General features: G+C 70.1%; 18 protein-coding genes. 14 read left to right on the forward strand and 4 right to left on the reverse strand.

The features are described 5' to 3' along the window. Positions 1-19 precede the first annotated feature (19 nt). From OHA03_RS36775 to hypE, 13 genes are all read left to right on the forward strand, one after another. Positions 20-1,105 carry a hydrogenase expression protein HypE gene (locus tag OHA03_RS36775; RefSeq protein WP_267008364.1) on the forward strand — a complete coding sequence of 362 codons (1,086 nt, stop codon included), beginning with the start codon at positions 20-22 and terminating at the stop codon, positions 1,103-1,105. A 102-nt stretch (positions 1,106-1,207) separates the two neighbouring features. Further along, positions 1,208-2,992 (forward strand): nickel-dependent hydrogenase large subunit, encoded by a 1,785-nt coding sequence (locus OHA03_RS36780; protein ID WP_267008365.1) that lies wholly within the window; start codon positions 1,208-1,210, stop codon positions 2,990-2,992. Further along, on the forward strand, positions 2,989-3,606 hold the full coding sequence (locus OHA03_RS36785; RefSeq protein ID WP_267008366.1) for a hypothetical protein: 618 nt from the start codon (positions 2,989-2,991) through the stop codon (positions 3,604-3,606). Before OHA03_RS36780 ends, OHA03_RS36785 begins: the two co-directional genes overlap by 4 nt. Further along, a complete protein-coding gene (locus OHA03_RS36790; RefSeq protein ID WP_267008367.1) occupies positions 3,603-4,274 on the forward strand; it encodes a DUF5947 family protein in 672 nt (223 codons plus the stop codon). Before OHA03_RS36785 ends, OHA03_RS36790 begins: the two co-directional genes overlap by 4 nt. Beyond that, a complete protein-coding gene (locus OHA03_RS36795) occupies positions 4,271-4,972 on the forward strand; it encodes a DUF6084 family protein (RefSeq protein ID WP_267008368.1) in 702 nt (233 codons plus the stop codon). The genes OHA03_RS36790 and OHA03_RS36795 overlap by 4 nt, the downstream gene beginning before the upstream one ends. Beyond that, positions 4,969-6,417: a hypothetical protein gene (locus tag OHA03_RS36800; protein WP_267008369.1), complete on the forward strand. Its 1,449-nt coding sequence runs from the start codon at positions 4,969-4,971 to the stop codon at positions 6,415-6,417. Before OHA03_RS36795 ends, OHA03_RS36800 begins: the two co-directional genes overlap by 4 nt. Beyond that, positions 6,414-6,962, forward strand: coding sequence for a hydrogenase maturation protease (locus OHA03_RS36805; protein WP_267008370.1), 549 nt, complete (start codon positions 6,414-6,416; stop codon positions 6,960-6,962). The genes OHA03_RS36800 and OHA03_RS36805 overlap by 4 nt, the downstream gene beginning before the upstream one ends. A gap of 254 nt (positions 6,963-7,216) precedes the next feature. Next, complete coding sequence (locus OHA03_RS36810) at positions 7,217-7,609, forward strand: hydrogenase maturation nickel metallochaperone HypA (protein WP_267008371.1); 393 nt, start codon at positions 7,217-7,219, stop codon at positions 7,607-7,609. 3 nt (positions 7,610-7,612) lie between these two features. Then, positions 7,613-8,557 (forward strand): hydrogenase nickel incorporation protein HypB, encoded by a 945-nt coding sequence (gene hypB / locus OHA03_RS36815; RefSeq protein ID WP_267008372.1) that lies wholly within the window; start codon positions 7,613-7,615, stop codon positions 8,555-8,557. After that, positions 8,554-10,965 carry a carbamoyltransferase HypF gene (hypF, locus tag OHA03_RS36820; protein ID WP_267008373.1) on the forward strand — a complete coding sequence of 804 codons (2,412 nt, stop codon included), beginning with the start codon at positions 8,554-8,556 and terminating at the stop codon, positions 10,963-10,965. The genes hypB and hypF overlap by 4 nt, the downstream gene beginning before the upstream one ends. A 49-nt stretch (positions 10,966-11,014) precedes the next feature. Continuing rightward, on the forward strand, positions 11,015-11,335 hold the full coding sequence (locus OHA03_RS36825) for a HypC/HybG/HupF family hydrogenase formation chaperone (RefSeq protein WP_267008374.1): 321 nt from the start codon (positions 11,015-11,017) through the stop codon (positions 11,333-11,335). Next, positions 11,332-12,456 carry a hydrogenase formation protein HypD gene (gene hypD / locus OHA03_RS36830; protein ID WP_267008375.1) on the forward strand — a complete coding sequence of 375 codons (1,125 nt, stop codon included), beginning with the start codon at positions 11,332-11,334 and terminating at the stop codon, positions 12,454-12,456. Before OHA03_RS36825 ends, hypD begins: the two co-directional genes overlap by 4 nt. A 13-nt stretch (positions 12,457-12,469) precedes the next feature. Beyond that, on the forward strand, positions 12,470-13,558 hold the full coding sequence (gene hypE / locus OHA03_RS36835; RefSeq protein WP_323181402.1) for a hydrogenase expression/formation protein HypE: 1,089 nt from the start codon (positions 12,470-12,472) through the stop codon (positions 13,556-13,558). A 455-nt stretch (positions 13,559-14,013) separates the two neighbouring features. Here hypE and OHA03_RS36845 read toward each other — a convergent pair whose 3' ends face one another. Together OHA03_RS36845 and OHA03_RS36855 are read right to left on the reverse strand one after the other, a co-directional pair. Continuing rightward, positions 14,014-14,235 carry an antitoxin gene (locus tag OHA03_RS36845; RefSeq protein WP_267008376.1) on the reverse strand — a complete coding sequence of 74 codons (222 nt, stop codon included), beginning with the start codon at positions 14,233-14,235 and terminating at the stop codon, positions 14,014-14,016. Between the two features lie 403 nt (positions 14,236-14,638). Beyond that, the gene (locus OHA03_RS36855) at positions 14,639-15,601 is read right to left on the reverse strand and encodes a GNAT family N-acetyltransferase (RefSeq protein WP_323181351.1); all 963 of its coding nucleotides are present in this window, start codon (positions 15,599-15,601) and stop codon (positions 14,639-14,641) included. A 290-nt stretch (positions 15,602-15,891) separates the two neighbouring features. On the opposite strand from OHA03_RS36855, the gene OHA03_RS36860 reads away from it, so the two are divergent. Continuing rightward, a complete protein-coding gene (locus OHA03_RS36860) occupies positions 15,892-16,101 on the forward strand; it encodes a hypothetical protein (protein ID WP_267008377.1) in 210 nt (69 codons plus the stop codon). A 462-nt stretch (positions 16,102-16,563) separates the two neighbouring features. On the opposite strand, the gene OHA03_RS36865 is transcribed toward OHA03_RS36860, so the two are convergent. Both OHA03_RS36865 and OHA03_RS36870 read right to left on the reverse strand, forming a co-directional pair. Next, complete coding sequence (locus OHA03_RS36865) at positions 16,564-17,091, reverse strand: universal stress protein (RefSeq protein ID WP_267008378.1); 528 nt, start codon at positions 17,089-17,091, stop codon at positions 16,564-16,566. 126 nt (positions 17,092-17,217) lie between these two features. Further along, a complete protein-coding gene (locus OHA03_RS36870) occupies positions 17,218-18,051 on the reverse strand; it encodes a slipin family protein (protein ID WP_267008379.1) in 834 nt (277 codons plus the stop codon). Positions 18,052-18,165: the final 114 nt, after the last annotated feature.

An 18,165-nucleotide genomic window follows, 5' to 3' on the forward strand; every position in this document is an offset into this window, starting at 1 on the left:
TCCCCAAGGAGACATCCCCATGGATGCAGCAACAGCGAACACGGTCGGCGACCGGGCAGACGGTGCGGCCGCCGACGAGGAGTCCCCGATCCACATCCTCTGGATCAACGCGGGGCTGAGCTGTGACGGCGACTCGGTGTCGCTGACGGCGGCGATGCAGCCGAGTATCGAGGAAATCGTCCTCGGTGTGCTGCCGGGCCTGCCGAAGATCCAGGTCCACTGGCCCCTGATCGACTTCGAATGCGGTCCGGTGGGCGGTGCGGACACCTTCATCGAGTGGTTCTTCAAGGGCGAACGTGGCGAGATCGATCCCTTCGTGCTGGTCGTCGAGGGGTCCATCCCCAACGAGTCGATCAAGCAGGAGGGGTACTGGTGCGGCTTCGGCGACAACCCGGAGACCGGCCAGCCGATCACGACCAGTGAATGGATCGACCGGCTGGCGCCCAAGGCGCTGGCGGTCGTCGCCATCGGAACCTGCGCCACCTACGGCGGCATCCATGCGATGGCCGGCAACCCGACGGGTGCCATGGGCGTGCCCGACTACCTGGGCTGGGACTGGACCTCGAAGGCCGGCATTCCGATCGTGTGCGTGCCCGGCTGCCCGATCCAGCCGGACAACTTCTCGGAGACCCTCACCTACCTGCTCTACCAGGCGGTGGGCTCCGCTCCGATGATTCCGCTGGACGACAAGCTGCGCCCGACCTGGCTCTTCGGCGCCACCGTGCACGAGGGGTGCGACCGGGCCGGTTACTACGAGCAGGGCCAGTTCGCCACGACGTACGACTCGCCCAAGTGCCTGGTCAAGCTCGGCTGCTGGGGCCCCGTCGTCAAGTGCAACGTCCCCAAGCGCGGCTGGATGAACGGCATCGGCGGCTGCCCGAACGTCGGCGGCATCTGTATCGCCTGCACCATGCCGGGCTTCCCCGACAAGTTCATGCCGTTCATGGACGAACCGCCCGGCGGCAAGGTCTCCGTCGGCGCCAGCGGAGCGTACGGGGCGGTGATCCGCAGACTCCGGTCGGTCACGGCCAGGACCGTGGACAAGGAACCGAAGTGGCGTCACACGGGCAAGAAGCTGACCACCGGGTACCGCCCGCCCTGGTGACCGACCGCCCGGCGCCACCGCCCCGCGATCGACGGAAGGCCCGCCCGCGCCTCGCTCACCCTCCCTCAACTCCCGCTTCCCAGAAGGGTTATGGCACACACAATGGCACCCACGACGAAGGCGGCCGGCGACGGCAGTGGCCTCGTCGAGATGGCCTGGGATCCGATCACCCGGATCGTAGGCAGTCTCGGCATCCACACGAAGATCGACTTCAAACAGAAGCGGGTCGCGGAGTGCTACAGCACTTCGTCGGTCTTCCGTGGCTACAGCGTCTTCATGCGGGGCAAGGACCCCCGGGACGCCCACTTCATCACCAGCCGCATCTGCGGGATCTGCGGCGACAACCACGCCACATGTTCCGTGTACACGCAGAACATGGCCTACGGGGTGAAGCCGCCGCACCTCGCTGAGTGGATCATCAACCTGGGCGAGTCGGCGGAGTACATGTTCGACCACAACATCTTCCAGGAGAACCTGGTAGGGGTCGACTACTGCGAGAAGATGGTCCGCGAGACCAACCCCGGAGTCCTGGAGCTCGCCGAGCGCACCGAGGCGCCGCACGCCGGGGAGCACGGCTACCGCACCATCGCCGACATCATGCGCTCCCTCAACCCCATCGAGGGAGAGTTCTACCGCGAGGCTCTTCAAGTGAGCCGCTACACGCGGGAGATGTTCTGTCTGATGGAGGGGCGCCATGTGCACCCCTCCACGCTCTACCCGGGCGGTGTGGGAACGATCGCGTCCGTCCAGCTCTTCACGGACTACCTCAGCCGCCTCATGCGGTACGTGGAGTTCATGAAGCGGGTCGTTCCCCTGCACGACGACCTGTTCGACTTCTTCTACGAGGCGCTGCCCGGGTACGAGGAGGTCGGCCGCCGACGGGTACTGCTCGGCTGCTGGGGAGCGCTCAACGACCCCGAGTACTGCGACTTCACGTACGCCAACATGACGGACTGGGGACGGAAGATGTTCGTCACCCCCGGCGTGATCGTGGACGGCAAGCTGGTCACCAACGACCTCACCGAGATCAACCTCGGCATCCGGATCCTGCTCGGCAGTTCGTACTACGACGACTGGCAGGGCCAGGAACAGTTCGTCACCCACGACCCGCTGGGCAACCCGGTGGACCCCCGCCACCCTTGGAACCAGCACACCATCCCCGCCCCGCAGAAGCGGAACTTCGACGACAAGTACAGCTGGGTGATGTCGCCCCGCTGGTTCGACGGCAAGGACCACCTGGCACTGGACACCGGCGGCGGTCCCATCGCCCGCCTCTGGTCCACCGCGCTGTCCGGACTCGTCGACGTCGGCTATGTGAAGGCCACCGGCCACAGCGTCGTCATCAACCTGCCGCGCACGATGACCAAGCCCGAGACCACCTTCGAGTGGAAGATCCCGAAGTGGAGCAACGCGCTGGAACGCAATCGCGCCCGCACCTACTTCCAGGCGTACGCCGCCGCGATCGCGTTGCACTGTGCCGAGAAGGGGCTCGAAGAGGTCCGCGCCGGACGCACCCAGACCTGGGAGAAGTTCGACGTGCCGGACGAGAGCATCGGCGTCGGCTTCACGGAGGCCGTACGGGGGGTGCTCTCCCACCACATGGTGATCAGGGACGGCAAGATCGCCAACTACCACCCCTATCCGCCCACCCCGTGGAACGCCAGCACCCGGGACACGTTCGGCACCCCCGGCCCCTATGAGGACGCGGTGCAGAACACGCCGATCTTCGAAGAGAACACTCCGGAGAACTTCAAGGGCATCGACATCATGCGGGCAGTGCGCAGCTTCGACCCCTGTCTGCCCTGCGGCGTGCACATGTACGTGGGCGACGGCAGGACCGTCAAACAGATGCATGTGCCCACCGGGCTGAGCGGACTGGCCGGATGAGCGCCGCCGCCCCGTCGGCCGTCGCACCGTCGCGAGCCGTCGACGCCGTGGAGGCCGGACAGCGGGTCGAAGAGCTGCTCGACCGTCTGACCGCCATCGGAGACCAGGAAGTGGGTGCCGCGGCCGAGGATCTGGTGCGGGTCCTGATGGACTTCTACGGCGCCGGCCTCGCTCGTATCGTCGACCGCCTCAGCACCCCCGCTGACCGCGGAACCGGCAGCGGACCGCTTGCCGCACTGCTCGACGACGAACTCGTGTCGAGCCTGCTGGCCCTGCACGACCTGCACCCGGAGGACATCGGCACACGCATCGCGCGCGCCCTCGACTCCGTCCGTGACCCTGTCGAGGTCGTCGGCTTCGACGAGGAGACCGGCATTCTGCGGCTGCGCTCCTCGTCCGAAGCCGGTGACGGCGGTGGCTGCGGCTGCCCGAGCACGGGCGCGGCGACCCGGCGCAGCGTCGAGGACGCGCTGGCGTGCTTCGTACCGGAAGTGAACCAGGTGGAGATGGAGTCCTCGACCACCGACCGCGAGCCACCGCTGCTCCAGATCGCCACCCGTCCGCCGACCGGAACTTCCGTGGCCGGGCAGGCCGTTGAGGCGAAGGCGCCATGATCGCACCCCATGCGCCCGCCGGGCGCCCGGCGGGCGTTGCCCGCTCCCGAGGCCTGCGCAGGTTCACCACGCCGCCGGAACCCCGGCAGGAGCGCTGCGAGCTCTGCGGCGTGCCCGTGACCGAGGGCGGCCATCGGCATCTCGTGGACACCGAGAAGCGGGCGCTGGCCTGCGCGTGCACCCCGTGCGCCCTGCTCTTCGAGCAGCCGGGCGCAGCCCACGGACGCTTCAGAACGGTCCCGGACCGCTACCTTTCCGATCCGGACCACCGTCTCGACGACGGTGCGTGGGAACTCCTGCAGATTCCGGTCGGCGTCGCGTTCTTCTTCCGCAACGCCGCGCTGGACCGGCTGGTCGCGCTCTACCCGAGCCCGGCGGGAGCCACCGAGAGCGAACTCGACCCGGAGACCTGGCAGACCGTGCTCGGCACCACTCGCCTCGCCGCACTGCTCGAACCCGACGTCGAGGCGCTGCTGATGCGCCGCACGGAGGGCCGGGCCGAGTGCTACCTCGTACCGATCGACATCTGCTACGAACTGGTGGGACGCATGCGCCTCCTCTGGCAGGGCTTCGACGGCGGGGCCGAGGCGAGGGCCGACCTCAAGGCGTTCTTCGCGCACGTCGAGGGACGCGCCGCCCGGACCCAGGAGAAGGGGCAGCCGCGGTGACGGAATTCGCCTTCACCTGCACCGGAGTCCGCGCCGACCCGTACGCGGCGGGCCCCACGCTGGTCTTCCGGCTGCGCATCACCGCGTCGGCGGAAGCCCGGGTGCATGCCCTCGCGCTGCGCTGCCAGATCCGTATCGAACCCGGCCGGCGCGGCTACGCGCAGGCCGAGGCGGACGGACTGCACGACCTCTTCGGTGACCGCTCACGCTGGGGAAACACGCTCCAGCCCGTGCAGTTCGCCCAGGTCTCACTCATGGTCCCGTCGTTCACGACCGAGACCGAGGTGGACCTCGTCGTGCCCTGCACCTACGACCTGGACGTCGCCGCGGCACGGTACTTCGACGCGCTCCAGGACGGCGAGGCGCCGCTCCTCCTGCTCTTCTCCGGCACCGCCTTCACCGGGGACAGCGGATTCCACGTCGAGCCGGTGCCCTGGGACCGCGAGGCTTCCTGCCGGATGCCGGTGGCGGTGTGGAAGGACATGATCGAGCAGCACTTCCCGGGCTGCGGGTGGATCCGGCTGCCGCGCGACACCATGAACGCGCTGCTCGCCTTCCGCTCGCGGCAGGCCCTGCCGTCCTGGGAGGCGACCGTCCAGGCACTGATCGACCTGGCCGGAGCCGCCGGGGCGCCGCCCCCCGAGCGCCCGGTGCGCCGGCCCGTACTGCCCCGCGTCACCGAGAGGACGGCGCCGTGACCGCATCACTGTTCACGCCCGCACTGGAGTCCCGGTTCGCCACCGCCCGGCAGGTCGCCGACACCGTCCTCTTCGAGGGCTATGTGCTGTACCCGTACCGGGCTTCCGCGGCCAAGAACCGGCTGCGCTGGCAGTTCGGGGTGCTCGTGCCGCCCGGCTGGGGCGCCGATCGCGAGGAGCACGACTTCCAGCACACCGAGTGCCTGATGGAGCCGAAGCCAGGGGCGACGCTCGCCGTCGAGGCACGGTTCCTGCACGCCCAGCGACGGACGGTGCAACAGGCCCTCGACGACGGCACGTTCGAGACCGTGACCCGACTCGACCTGGCCGACCGGGTGCTGGTCCCGTGGGACGAGGGCGCCGAGGATCGCGTCGAAGTGGTCGTGGACGTCGCCGAACTGGCCGGGGACGGAGTCACCGTCCCCTTCACCCGGCCCGCCCGCGAGGAGACCGAACCCGTCCTGGACGCGGACGGGCGGACGGTGGGCCGCCTGGTCCGCCGCTGCGAGGAGATCAGCGGTGCTGTGCGGCTGTCCGCCCGCGAACTCGAAGGCCCCTACCGGGTCATGAGGCTCACCGCGGTGGTGGAGAACACCACCGCCTGGACGCCCGACTCCGCCGAGGCCGAACGGGACGCCGCGCTCCCACGGTCGCTGGTCGCCGCGCACCTGCTGCTGGGTCTCGGCGCGGGATCGTTCCTGTCGATGACGGACCCGCCCGAATGGGCCAAGGGTGCGGTCGCGGCCTGCCGCAACCTGCACACCTGGCCGGTGCTCGCCGGGGAACCCGGGCGCGCGGACCTGATGCTGTCGTCCCCGATCATCCTGGAGGACCATCCGGCCATCGCCCCCGAGAGCCCGGGCACGCTCTACGACGCCACCGAGATCGACGAGATCCTCGCCCTGCGCACGGCGGCCCTGACCGACCAGGAGAAGCGCGAGGCACGCGGCACCGATCCCCGGGCGGCAGCCGTCATCGACCTGGCCGAGTCGATGCCTCCCGAGGTCCTGGAGCGGCTGCACGGCGCGGTACGGGCCCTGCGGGAGATCACCGGACCCGACACGCCCCCGCCCGCCGCTCAGGACCCGGTCCCGGACGGTGTGGACCTGATCGACACCCGCGGCGTACTCCGGCCCGACACCCCGTGGTGGGACCCGGCGAGCGACGACACCGCCGACCCGGCCCGGGACCGGATCCTGGTGGACGGACGGTCCGTGGGCGTGGGCAGCCGCGTCCTCCTGCGACCGGGGCTCCGGCGGACCGACGCCCAGGACCTGTTCCTCAAGGGCCGCAGCGCACAGGTCGAAGCAGTGCTCCACGACGTCGACGGCGGAGTGCACCTCGCGGTCACCGTGGAAGGCGACCCGGGCGCCGACATCCGCCGCGAGCAAGGGCGCTTCCTGTACTTCCAGCCGGACGAGGTCGCCCCCCTGGAGGACGCGTGAACGACCTTGCGCAGCAGCACGCGAGAACCCTCATCGCCGGGATCGGGAACATCTTCCTCGGCGACGACGGCTTCGGCGTCGAGACGGTGCGCGCACTGTCCTCGCACCGGCTCCCCGACGACGTCGAGATGGTCGACATCGGCGTACGGGGCGTCCATCTCGCCTACCAGCTCCTCGACGGATACGACACCCTCGTCCTGATCGACGCCACCGCACGCGGTGGCCGCCCGGGGACCCTGTATCTGATCGAGGCCGACGAACCCGGAGCCGTCGAACCGCAGAACGCGCTGCTCGACGGCCACCGGATGTCCCCCGACGCCGTCCTGGCACTGCTCGGCACCCTGTGCGCGGGCACCGGAGCCGTACCGCCGAGGCGCACGCTCGTCGTCGGCTGCGAACCCGAGAGTGTCGACGAAGGGATCGGGCTGAGCGCCCCCGTGGCCGCAGCGGTGCCCCATGCCGTGCGGATGGTCCTGGACCTCGTACAAGCAGCCGACCGTCCGGCCGACGCCCGGCGGACGGCGGCCGGACCTGTCATGAACTGATGCAGAAGGAACCCACCATCATGAAGAAGATTCTTGTCTGCGGCCTGAGCGCCGTCGCTGTCGCCGCCGTAGTCGCGCAGATCCTGCCCGACGTCAGGCGCTATCTGCGGATGCGCAGCATGTGACGGCAGCTGCCGCCCGGGCCCGGCCCATGGCTGCACCGAATGGTGCATGTGCCGCACGGGTACCGGCGAGCCGGTCCGCCGGCCCCTGTGACCCGCCGCTGTAATGACGCAGTGCAGGACGGAGAACCAATGCACGAGATGTCGATCGCCATGGCCGTCGTCGACCAGGTGGCAGAAGCGGCTCAGGCAGGTGGAGCCACCTCGGTCGGGTCCGTCCGGCTCCAGGTCGGGGAACTGGCCGGAGTCGTCCCCGACGCCCTGTCCTTCTGCTTCGGACTCGCCTGCGCCGGGACCGTCCTGGAAGGAGCCGAACTCGTCATCGACTCCGTGGCGGCCCGCGCGCGGTGCGTCCCCTGCGCGGACGAATGGGCGGTCGGCATGCCGCCACAGCTGTGCTGTCCGGTCTGCGGCGAGGCGACCGCCGAACTCCTGTCGGGTCGCGAGCTGCAGATCCTCAGCGTGCACTGGCAGGACGGCCCCGCACCCGAACACACCCGCGAACCGATCTCCCAGGAGCACTGAACGATGTGCCGTGAAGTCAACCTGCAGCAGGCGGTACTCGCCAAGAACGACGCGACGGCGCACAGCCTGCGAGCCGGGCTCACGGCCCGCGGCACCACCGTCGTCAACCTGCTCTCCAGCCCCGGCAGCGGCAAGACCGAACTGCTGGAACGCGAACTCGGCCGGGCCCGCGAAAGAGGAGTGCCGGTCGCCGCACTCACCGCAGACCTCGCCACCGAGAACGACGCCGTACGCCTGGCCCGGTCCGGCGCCCCCGTCAAGCAGGTGCTCACCGACGGACTCTGCCACCTGGAGGCCGGCATGCTCGGCCGCCACCTCGACAACTGGCTGCCCGACGGGACCCGGATCCTCTTCGTGGAGAACGTGGGCAACCTGGTCTGCCCTGCCTCGTACGACCTGGGGGAGACCCTCAGGGTCGTCCTCGCCTCCGTGACGGAAGGCGAGGACAAGCCGCTGAAGTACCCCACCGCATTCGGACTGGCCCAGCTCGTCGTGGTCACCAAGACCGACATCGCAGAGGCCGTCGACTTCGACGAGGCCGCGTTCCGTGCCCATGTCCAGCAGGTCAACCCCGGTGTGGAAGTGGTGCTCACCGCCGCCCGCCGCGGTGAAGGGGTGGGGACGCTGCTCGACCGGGCCCTGGCCGCCGGTGACGGCACCCCGGTCCACACACCGGTGATGGCCCGGCAGCACCCGTACCAGCAGCACACCCACACCCACGGGGACATGAGCACGCACGACGACACCCACACCCATCCTGACCACGGCGCGCACGGCGGCTCGCACACCCACACCCACACCCACGCGCACACCGGGATGCATACGCACACACATCCGGACCTGGGTACCCACGAACACCCCCACACCGGCCCGCACGCACACGCGCACCCCGACGAGCCGCTCGTCATGACGACAGCACCCGACTCCACGGCGCAGTACCGCTCGTGACGACCCCACAGCCCGGCGCCGCCGCCCTCGCGGGAGCCGTGGAGCGCCGACGGGTCGTGATCCGCGGCGTCGTGCAGGGTGTCGGATTCCGGCCCTACCTGTACGCCCGGGCCACCGGACTGGGCCTGGCCGGACACGTCACCAACACCACCGAAGGGGTCGTCGCCGAGGTCGAGGGCGCCCCGGCCGCCGTCGCCCTGTTCTGCGACCGGATCGCGGCGGAGGCACCCCCGCTCGCCCGGGTGGACTCCGTCGACCACACGGAGGTCCCGGCCGCGGGCGGATCCCGCTTCAGCATCGTGGACTCCCACACCGGCGGACCGGCCCGCACACTGGTTTCCCCGGACGCGGCCACCTGCGCCGACTGTCTCATCGAACTGGCCGATCCGGCCGACCGGCGCCACCGCCACCCGTTCATCACCTGTACGCACTGCGGGCCCCGGTTCACGATCGTCACCGCGGTGCCGTACGACCGCGCGCACACGACCATGGCCCGCTTCCCGATGTGCGCCGACTGCGCCCGTGAGTACGCCGACCCCGCGGACCGGCGCTTCCACGCCCAGCCGGTCGCCTGCCCCGCCTGCGGCCCCCGGCTGCGACTGCTCGTCGGGCGGCCGGACCGCACCGCCCCCGCGCAGTGCGCAGCCGGACGCGACCCGGTCGCGGAGGCACGCCGGCTGCTGTCGGACGGTGCGGTCCTCGCGGTCAAGGGGCTCGGCGGCTACCACCTCGCCTGCGATGCCGAGAACTCCGCCGCGGTGTCCCTGCTGCGCCGCCGGAAGGCTCGAGGCGACAAACCGTTCGCCATCATGGCCCGGGACATCGACGACGTCGCGCACCTCGTGCATGTGGGCGGCGAGGAGCGGGCCCTGCTCACCGGCGGTGTCCGGCCCGTCGTCCTGCTGCGGCGGCGCGCCGGCGCCCAGCCGGACCCCCGCACCCCCTGGCCGACCGATGCCGTCGCCCCACGCAGCCCCGACCTCGGCGTCATCCTCCCGTACACCCCGCTGCACCACCTGCTGCTCGGCCTGCCCGGTGACCCGCCGGGACCGCGCCTGCTCGTCATGACCAGCGGCAACGTGGCCGGTGAACCGATCGTCACGGACGACGACGAGGCGCTGGAGCGGCTCGCTCACCTGGCCGACGCCTGGCTCACGCACGACCGCCCGATCCATGTTCCGTGCGACGACTCCGTGGTACGCGTCTGCGACGGGGAGCGGCTGATCGTACGCCGCTCACGCGGTTACGCCCCGCTGCCGCTCACCCTGCCCCACCCGGTGCCTGCGACCCTCGCCACCGGCGGCGACCTGAAGAACACCTTCTGCCTCGCCGAGGAGCGCAGGGCCTGGCTGTCCGCCCATGTCGGCGACATGGACGACCTGGACACGCAGCACGCCTTCGCACGCGCCGAACAGCACCTGGAGACCCTCACCGGCGTGCGGCCCGGCCTCCTGGCCACCGACCGGCATCCCCGCTACCGCACCGGCCAGTGGGCGCTGCGCCGGGCCGACGGCCGACCGGTGGTGCGCGTACAGCACCACCACGCCCATATCGCCGCCGCGATGGCCGAGCACGGCCGGGACGGCAGCCGTCGAGTGATCGGCGTCGCGTTCGACGGCACCGGATTCGGGGACGACGGAGCGGTGTGGGGCGGCGAGATCATGCTGGCCGACTACGACGCCTGTCACCGCTTCGCACACCTCGCGTACGCGCCGCTGCCCGGCGGCGACGCCGCCGTACACCGGCCCTACCGGATGGCGCTGGCACATCTGTACGCGGCGGGCATCGGCTGGACGGACGATCTGCCCTGCACGGCAGCCTGTCCACCGGACGAACGACACGTGCTGCTGCGCCAGTTGGAGCGCAACCTCAACTGCGTTCCCACCTCCAGCATGGGCCGGCTGTTCGACGCAGTCTCCTCGCTGGCGGGCGTCTGCCACCGCGCCGGGTACGAAGCCCAGGCCGCCGTCGAACTGGAGGCCGCCGCGGTCGGCGCCGCCGCGGACCCCGGACCCGATTACGGCTTCGCGCTGCGCCCGGCGGTCCCGGGCGACGGACAGCCGTTGGTCATGGACCCCTCACCGGTACTCGCAGCCGTCGTCGACGACGTGCGCGCCGGTGTACAGCCGACACTGGTCGCCGCACGCTTCCACGCGGCCGTCGCGGACATCGTGCGCCAGGTGTGCGTCGCAGCCCGCGAGCAGCACAGCCTGCACGAAGTGGTTCTGACCGGCGGCGTGTTCGCCAACACCCTGCTCTCCTCCCGGTGCGCCCGGACGCTGAACGAGAACGGCTTCACCGTCCTGCGCCACCGCGAGGTCCCCCCGAACGACGGCGGACTGGCGCTCGGCCAGCTCATGGTGGCCACCCGCAACGCAGCGGCGCGAACCGGCGCAGCCGCCGACTGACGTCCGGCCCGGCAGAGCCGGGCAACGCCCCCCACAGCAAGGAGCAGCCATGTGCCTGGCGGTACCCGGCAGAGTGATGGACATCGAGGAGCGTGACGGTACGCGGATGGCCACCGTCGACTTCGGCGGTGTGGTCAAAGAGGTGTGCCTGGAGTATCTGCCGGATCTCCAGGTCGGTGAATACGCCATCGTCCATGTGGGGTTCGCCCTTCAGCGGCTGGACGAGGAGTCGGCCAGGAAGACGCTGGAACTCTTCGCCGAGCTGGGCCTGCTCCAGGAGGAGTTCGGGGACTCATGGGAACGGGCCGCGGAGGCCGGCCTGACGTCCGGGTCCGGTGGCGCCGACGCACCGCAGGAGGTTCAGCAGTGAAGTACATCGAAGAGTTCCAGAACCCGGACCTGGCGCGCCGACTGCTCGACGACATCCACTCCGTGGTGACCCGGCCCTGGGCGCTGATGGAGGTCTGCGGCGGACAGACGCACACCATCATCCGGCACGGCATCGATCAACTCCTGCCGGACCAGGTCGAACTGATTCATGGTCCGGGCTGCCCCGTCTGTGTCACGCCACTGGAGGTGATCGACAAGGCGCTGGCCATCGCCTCCCGCCCCGAGGTGATCTTCTGCTCGTTCGGGGACATGCTCCGGGTACCGGGAACCGGCCGTGACCTGTTCCGGGTCCGCAGCGAGGGCGGCGACGTGCGGGTCGTGTACTCGCCACTCGATGCCCTGAAGATCGCCCAGCAGAACCCCGATCGCGAGGTGGTCTTCTTCGGGATCGGATTCGAGACCACCGCACCGCCCAACGCCATGACGGTGTATCAGGCACGCAGACTCGGCATCGCGAACTTCAGCCTCCTGGTGTCCCATGTGCGGGTCCCCCCGGCCATCGAGGCGATCATGCAGTCGCCGAGCTGCCGGGTGCAGGGCTTCCTCGCCGCCGGTCACGTGTGCAGCGTGATGGGCACGCGGGAGTACCCGGAGCTGGCCGAACGGTTCCAGGTGCCCATTGTGGTCACCGGTTTCGAACCGCTGGACATCCTCGAAGGCGTACGGCGCACCGTCCTGCAACTGGAGCGCGGCGAGCACACCGTGGAAAACGCGTACCCACGCGCCGTGCACCCGGCAGGGAACCCCGCGGCGCTTGCCATGCTGGACGACGTCTTCGAAGTCACCGACCGTGCCTGGCGCGGCATCGGCACCATCCCCGACAGCGGCTGGCGGCTCTCCACGCGCTACCGGGACTACGACGCCGAGTACCGCTTCTCCGTCACCGGCATCCACACCGAGGAGCCTGCCGCATGCCGAAGCGGTGAGGTCCTGCAAGGACTTCTGAAGCCCCACGAGTGCGAGGCGTTCGGCACCACCTGCACTCCGCGCAACCCGCTCGGGGCCACCATGGTCTCCAGCGAGGGCGCCTGTGCCGCGTACTACCTCTACCGGCGACTGGACATCACCACCGCAGCCAGGGAGACGAGCCCCGTTGCCTGAGACGACCGAAGCACTGAACACCACCGGCACGGCCGCTCCCGGCGAGCCGCCGGTACTCGACCTCACGGCATGGACCTGCCCGGCACCGCTGCGCGACCAGCCGCGGGTGGTGATGGGCCACGGCGGCGGCGGGGCACTCTCGGCAGAACTGGTCCAGCACGTCTTCGCGCCCGGCTACGGGGGCGACGTGCTCGCGCAACTGACCGACTCGGCCGTGGTATCGCTGGGCGGCGCCCGGCTGGCCTTCTCCACCGACTCGTACGTCGTGCGGCCGCTGTTCTTCCCCGGCGGCAGCATCGGCGACCTCGCGGTCAACGGCACGGTCAACGACCTGGCCATGAGCGGCGCCCGGGCCGCCTACCTCTCCTGCGGTTTCATCCTGGAGGAAGGCGTAGAGGTCTCGGTCGTCGCACGCGTGGCCAACGCGCTGGGCGCAGCCGCGCGTGCGGCGGGCGTCGAGGTGGCGACCGGTGACACCAAGGTCGTGGACGCCGGACACGGCGACGGCATCTTCATCAACACCGCCGGGATCGGCCTGGTCCCGGCCGGCGTCGACCTCCGTCCTCAGCGGGTGGTCCCTGGCGACGTCGTGATCGTCAGCGGCGCGATCGGCGTGCACGGCGTGGCGATCATGAGTGTGCGCGAGGGCCTGGAGTTCGGCGTGGAGATCGAGAGCGACTGCGCGGCCCTGGGCGGGCTGGTGGAGACCATGCTCGCGGTCACCCCCGACCTCCATGTCCTGCGCGATCCCACACGAGGGGGGCTGGCCGCGGCGCTCAACGAGATCGCGACGGCCTCCGGCACCGGTGTCGTCCTCCAGGAACGCGACATCCCGGTCCCGCCGGCCGTGGCCAACGCCTGCGCCATCCTGGGCCTGGACCCGATGTACGTGGCCAACGAGGGAAAACTCGTCGCGTTCGTCCCCCGGGAGCACGCCGAAGCCGTTCTGGAGGCGATGCGGGCGCATCCGTTGGGAGCGGGGGCGGCCGTCATCGGCGAGGCGGTGGAGGCGCATCCAGGCATGGTCGTCGCTCGCACCGGGCTCGGCGGGACGCGCGTGGTCGACCTGCCGATCGGGGAGCAGCTGCCCCGGATCTGCTGAGCCGTCGCCCGCGGGCGCGGCTCGCGGAAGCGATGCCGGGACATGTGGCGCCCCTGGAGAGAAGGGGCGCCGCGCATGGCCATGCCCGCCGTCCCCGAAGGCGAGGTGCTCCTCGGCGGTGCGGGACACGTCGAACGCCTGCGTCGGCGCTCCCTCCGCGCGCCGGTTCGCCGCGGCGAACGATGCGAGGATCGCTTCGCCCTCGCGGATCGGCCGTGGGGCAGCGTTATGTCACGGACGGCATTCCGCAGCGGGATGTGTCTGGCGGTCGGTTCCGGGCGCAGCGTCTCTTCCACGACGTCTGCCCAGGTCGCCCAGCCGGCGCGGACGAGTTTGAGAGGGGTCTCGACCACACCGCGTGGGAATCGGCCGGACATCCGGCCGCCCCTGCCTGCTCACGACATGAGCAGGCGAGGCGGCAGCGGCCTATTGACGGTGCAACGGCCTTGTGAGGGTCAGGCCTGCGGCGGCGGCGGCGGCTGCGGCGGCTGCGGCGGCTGGTCCTGGCCGCGGTCCGAACCGAGCTGGCCCTTGAGCCTGTCCTGAGCGGTGTCGACCTGGCCGGTGTACTTGCCCTGGGTCCTGTCGTCGATGGTGTCACCCGCCTTGTCGATGCCCTTGCCCGCCTGGTCCTCGTGGCCCTTCAGCATGTGCTTGATCTTGTCCATCATGGACATGGGTCCTCCTCGGTGCGTTCACCCTGACACTTCCAGCGTCGCCACTTGTGCCGCACTTCGCATCCGCATGGGACGGCGCGCACGCCACGACGGCCGCCTGTACACATTTCGTGCTGTCCCGGATGCGGCGCGAGCGCCTTCCACGGAGCGTGGGGAAGTGGCGCAGCAGAGCAGAGTTCTGTGGATCCCCGTCGGTGCCTCGACGTGCACGGGACGGCCAGGGTCCTCGAGCCCTCGGAGGAGGCGCCTCCTGGGGGTGATCACGCTGGGGGACTGGGCCTTCCCGATCGACAGCTTTTCCATCCCGCCCGGCTCGACCCTGCTCTGCTACACGGGCGGAATCACCGAGTCGAGGGATGCCACCGGACGTTCTACGGCGCCGCCGCGTGTGCCGGGTGGGGCTTCAGGCAGGGATTCTCGTCCCCGATATCCCGCGGACGGCCGGTGCGCCGGTGGCATCGTGGACGTATTCGCGTACTAGGCGGAAGCCGACGTTCCAGGCGAGCAGCCGACTGGCTCTGTTGTGGCGCGAACAGCTCCAGCTGGGGGTGTGGCCGCGTGCCGTGACGTCGGCGCAGAGTGCGGTGACACAACCGAGGGCGAGCTGCCGGCGGCGATGGTCGGGGGCGGTGACGACGGCGAGGTCCTCGTACGCGCTGCCGAGAAAGTACGTGCACGCCACGGCGAGGGCTTCGCCTTGGCGGAAGGCGCCCCAGGCGTGCCCGGAGGCGGCGAGCCCGGCCGGGCCGCCCCAGCTGGCATGTATCCAGGCAGCACCCGGGCCGAGCACGGCGAGTGCGCCTGCATCGGCGGCGGTGATGCGGCGTACGGCCACGCCCTTGGGGGTGCGCGCAACGGAGGTCGGCTCCTCCTGCTGTACGCAGACCATGCGCTCCCACGGCATGATCCGGTCGAAGGAAGCGCCGAGGGCGGGAAGGAATCGGGCAGGTGCCTCGATGTAGCGCGAGCCGAGCGGCGCGAGTTCCGCGGGGACGAGTGCGCCGGGATCGCCACGCAGCAGTACATGGGCGGCGCAGTCGACGGCGATCGCGCGCGGCTGGACGGCGTGGTCGGCCCAGAAGCGGCCGATTCCGGTGGTCAGGACATGCTCGGCCAGGGCCGCCGGACCCGGCGCTCCGGCAGGGAACCAGCGTGCGTGTGAGGGAAGTTGGTGCGGCAGGAGTTCGATCATGGTGGGTGCCTTCCGGAGCCGGGTGTACGGGAAAGGGGCGGCCTGCGCGCCGGGTTCAGGCCGCCCCTTCTGGCGGTTCAGCCGCTGGTGGGCGGCTTTGCTGCCGTGGTCGGCCCTCCGGCTGATGCGATGGAACAGCCCCAGCCGCCTGCGAATTGAGACATAGGGATGCATGTGGCAAGGCGTGCACAGTGGATGGAGGAAAGAAAAATGGAGAAGCGGCCGCTTCATTGATCGGGCGGCCGCCGGCGAGCGGTGCGCAGGAGCACCGTGTGCCGAAGCCCGGGCGAATGCGTCAACGCATTTTGGGGTGAACAGCGCGCATCACCGGTGGCACCGTATTCGGAGGCCGGTCGTCATGTCGCAGACCGCTGTTCACGTCACCTATCCCACTCCGTCGAATGCCCCGCCTCAAGCGGGCGCACAAATCCCTGACGACCCTCTGATACGAGTCTGCCGAGGCGGTGACAGACGCGCAGCGGACGCTGCGCAGGGCGAGCGGGACCGGAGCCAGGGTGATCAGGGTGCTGAAGATGATCGTCGACGTGATGACCGGCTGCGGGCTGTACAGGCCTCGACAGGTCAGCGAGCCGATCCCCGGATGCGCGGAGGCGGGCCTGGCCGGAATGATCGCGCCCCTGGCGGGCCGCCCGCACAGCGCGAGCACCGGGTGAGTCGGCCAGGAGTGACGCTGAGCCTTTCCGGTACCGGGGCCCCGGTACCGGAAAGGCCGTGCGCGGACGCGGTGCGGAGAATACGCCGCCGCGTATCAGCCGCGGGTGCGACCGGGTTGTCGGGCGTGGTCAGGCCCTGAGCGTCCGCGGCCTTTGAGTGGCATAAAAAGAATCTAGGCGAAACAGATGGTGCTACTCGGCCAGTACAGCCCATATTTACGGCCTGCTGACAGCTTCTTGACGGTAGCGCCGCTCTTTCCGCCGGTCGATATTCGCGGATCCGCAAGGGCGCGCAGCCGAAGGCTGCGACATGCGCCGCAGAACGAGTGGCCTCGATGCATTGGCTGCGATCGGCCTGATTTCCCCCGATCGGCGTGACACGTTCCGCTGTTCTTCCCCCTCGGGGCGACGGGGACGCGACCACTTCATGGCGACCGTCCTCACGCGCACGGACGCAGCGAGTCAGTCCGCCAACTCCCGGGTGTTCAGCGGCATGTGCCAGGATATCCGGCGGTGGACGGCGGCAATGTCGTCCTGCAGCGGAGAGGGCGGTACGGCGAGCACGGGGCAGGTCGCGTGCGCGAGGCAGTACCGGGCGACCGAAGGATGCAGGGCCCTCCGCAGCCCCCCGCGCGCCCCGGCCCCGACGACCAGCAGGTCCTCGGGGCCGTTCGTCGCAGCGATCAGAGCGAGGCCCGGTGTGCCCCGTACGACCAGAGTCTCCATCGGCACCCCGGGCCCTGCCGGGCCGAAGGCGGTGCCCACCGCCCGGAGCAACCGGTCGTCCGCCACCCGGCGGCACTCGGTCAGCAGCTCGGGCCACGGCTGATTGCGGTGCCCGAGCTCACCGCCGGGAGGTGACCAGGCCAGTACGGCCCGCAGTACGGCATCGGTGCGCCGGGCCTCGGTCGCGGCCCGGTGCAGCGCTGTCAGACTGCCCAGCGTGCCGCTCACGCCGGCCACCACACGTCGCCCGCCCGCTCGCTCCATTTCGTCACCACTCCTCGCCGCACCTCAGGTCCTGACCTCATGGAAGGCCCAAGGGCCTCGGCGATCATGGCGCGTTGGCGAATCCCTGACGCCGGGGCAGCAGACCCTGACGGACTCATGACGGCGTTACGCGCGAGGGTCGGGCACTGTTTCGCCGTGCGGGTCCGGAACCGGTGTCGCGACATCGCTGCCCGTCCCGAACTGGCGAGCCGCCCGGTCGAAGTACCGCAGCAGTTCCACCGGGAACGGCATGACCAGCGTGGAGTTCTTCTCGGCTGCCACCTCGACCACCGTCTGCAGCAGCCTCAGCTGCATCGCCTCCGGCGTGTCGGCCATGATGCGCGAAGCGTTGGCGAGCTGCTGTGCCGCCTGGAACTCACCGTCCGCGGTGATCACCCGGGCGCGCCGTTCCCGCTCGGCCTCGGCCTGCCGCGACATGGAACGCTTCAGCGACTCCGGCAGCTGTACGTCCTTGATCTCGACCCGGTCGATGTGCACACCCCAGCCGGCCGCCGGGCTGTCGATCATCAAGGCCAGTCCTTCGTGCAGCCGTTCGCGGTCCGAGAGCAGATCGTCCAAGTCGCTCTTGCCGATGATGGAGCGCAGGGAGGACTGGGCGACCTGGCCGACCGCGAAGATGTAGTCCTGCACCTCGATCGTGGCCCGCACCGGATCGACGACCTTGAAGTAGACGACGGCATCGACCTTCACCGACACGTTGTCCCGGGTTATGCCCTCCTGCGTCGGCACGGGCAGCGTCACCACCTGTACGTTCACCTTCCGCATCCGGTCGGCGAACGGGATGAGGAAGGTTATGCCGGGCTGCCGATGGCCGGGCAGCGCCTTGCCGAAGCGGAAGACCACCCCTCGGTCCACCTGATTGACCACACGCATCCCGCTGCGCAGCACCAGCAGCACGCAGACGACGACAACCACAGCTCCAACGACAGCGCCATCCATGGCAGCGGACTCCTTCACGAGGGGCAGGTTCGACACCACTGAGGACAGCACCGGAGCCGCCATGGATGTGGTCCGGGAGGTCAAGGGATCGTCAACATCCCGAGCACGGGGCAT

Origin of the sequence: Streptomyces sp. NBC_00154 (genome assembly GCF_026342835.1) — a bacterium.
Lineage (GTDB): Bacteria > Actinomycetota > Actinomycetes > Streptomycetales > Streptomycetaceae > Streptomyces.

Coding starts and splice junctions, on each gene's coding strand:
- OHA03_RS36775 (WP_267008364.1), top strand. CDS start 20: ATGGATGCAGCAACAGCGAACACGGTCGGCGACCGGGCAGACGGTGCG.
- OHA03_RS36780 (WP_267008365.1), top strand. CDS start 1,208: ATGGCACCCACGACGAAGGCGGCCGGCGACGGCAGTGGCCTCGTCGAG.
- OHA03_RS36785 (WP_267008366.1), top strand. CDS start 2,989: ATGAGCGCCGCCGCCCCGTCGGCCGTCGCACCGTCGCGAGCCGTCGAC.
- OHA03_RS36790 (WP_267008367.1), top strand. CDS start 3,603: ATGATCGCACCCCATGCGCCCGCCGGGCGCCCGGCGGGCGTTGCCCGC.
- OHA03_RS36810 (WP_267008371.1), top strand. CDS start 7,217: ATGCACGAGATGTCGATCGCCATGGCCGTCGTCGACCAGGTGGCAGAA.
- hypB (WP_267008372.1), top strand. CDS start 7,613: ATGTGCCGTGAAGTCAACCTGCAGCAGGCGGTACTCGCCAAGAACGAC.
- OHA03_RS36825 (WP_267008374.1), top strand. CDS start 11,015: ATGTGCCTGGCGGTACCCGGCAGAGTGATGGACATCGAGGAGCGTGAC.
- OHA03_RS36845 (WP_267008376.1), bottom strand. CDS start 14,235: ATGTCCATGATGGACAAGATCAAGCACATGCTGAAGGGCCACGAGGAC.
- OHA03_RS36855 (WP_323181351.1), bottom strand. CDS start 15,601: ATGCATCCCTATGTCTCAATTCGCAGGCGGCTGGGGCTGTTCCATCGC.
- OHA03_RS36865 (WP_267008378.1), bottom strand. CDS start 17,091: ATGGAGCGAGCGGGCGGGCGACGTGTGGTGGCCGGCGTGAGCGGCACG.
- OHA03_RS36870 (WP_267008379.1), bottom strand. CDS start 18,051: ATGGATGGCGCTGTCGTTGGAGCTGTGGTTGTCGTCGTCTGCGTGCTG.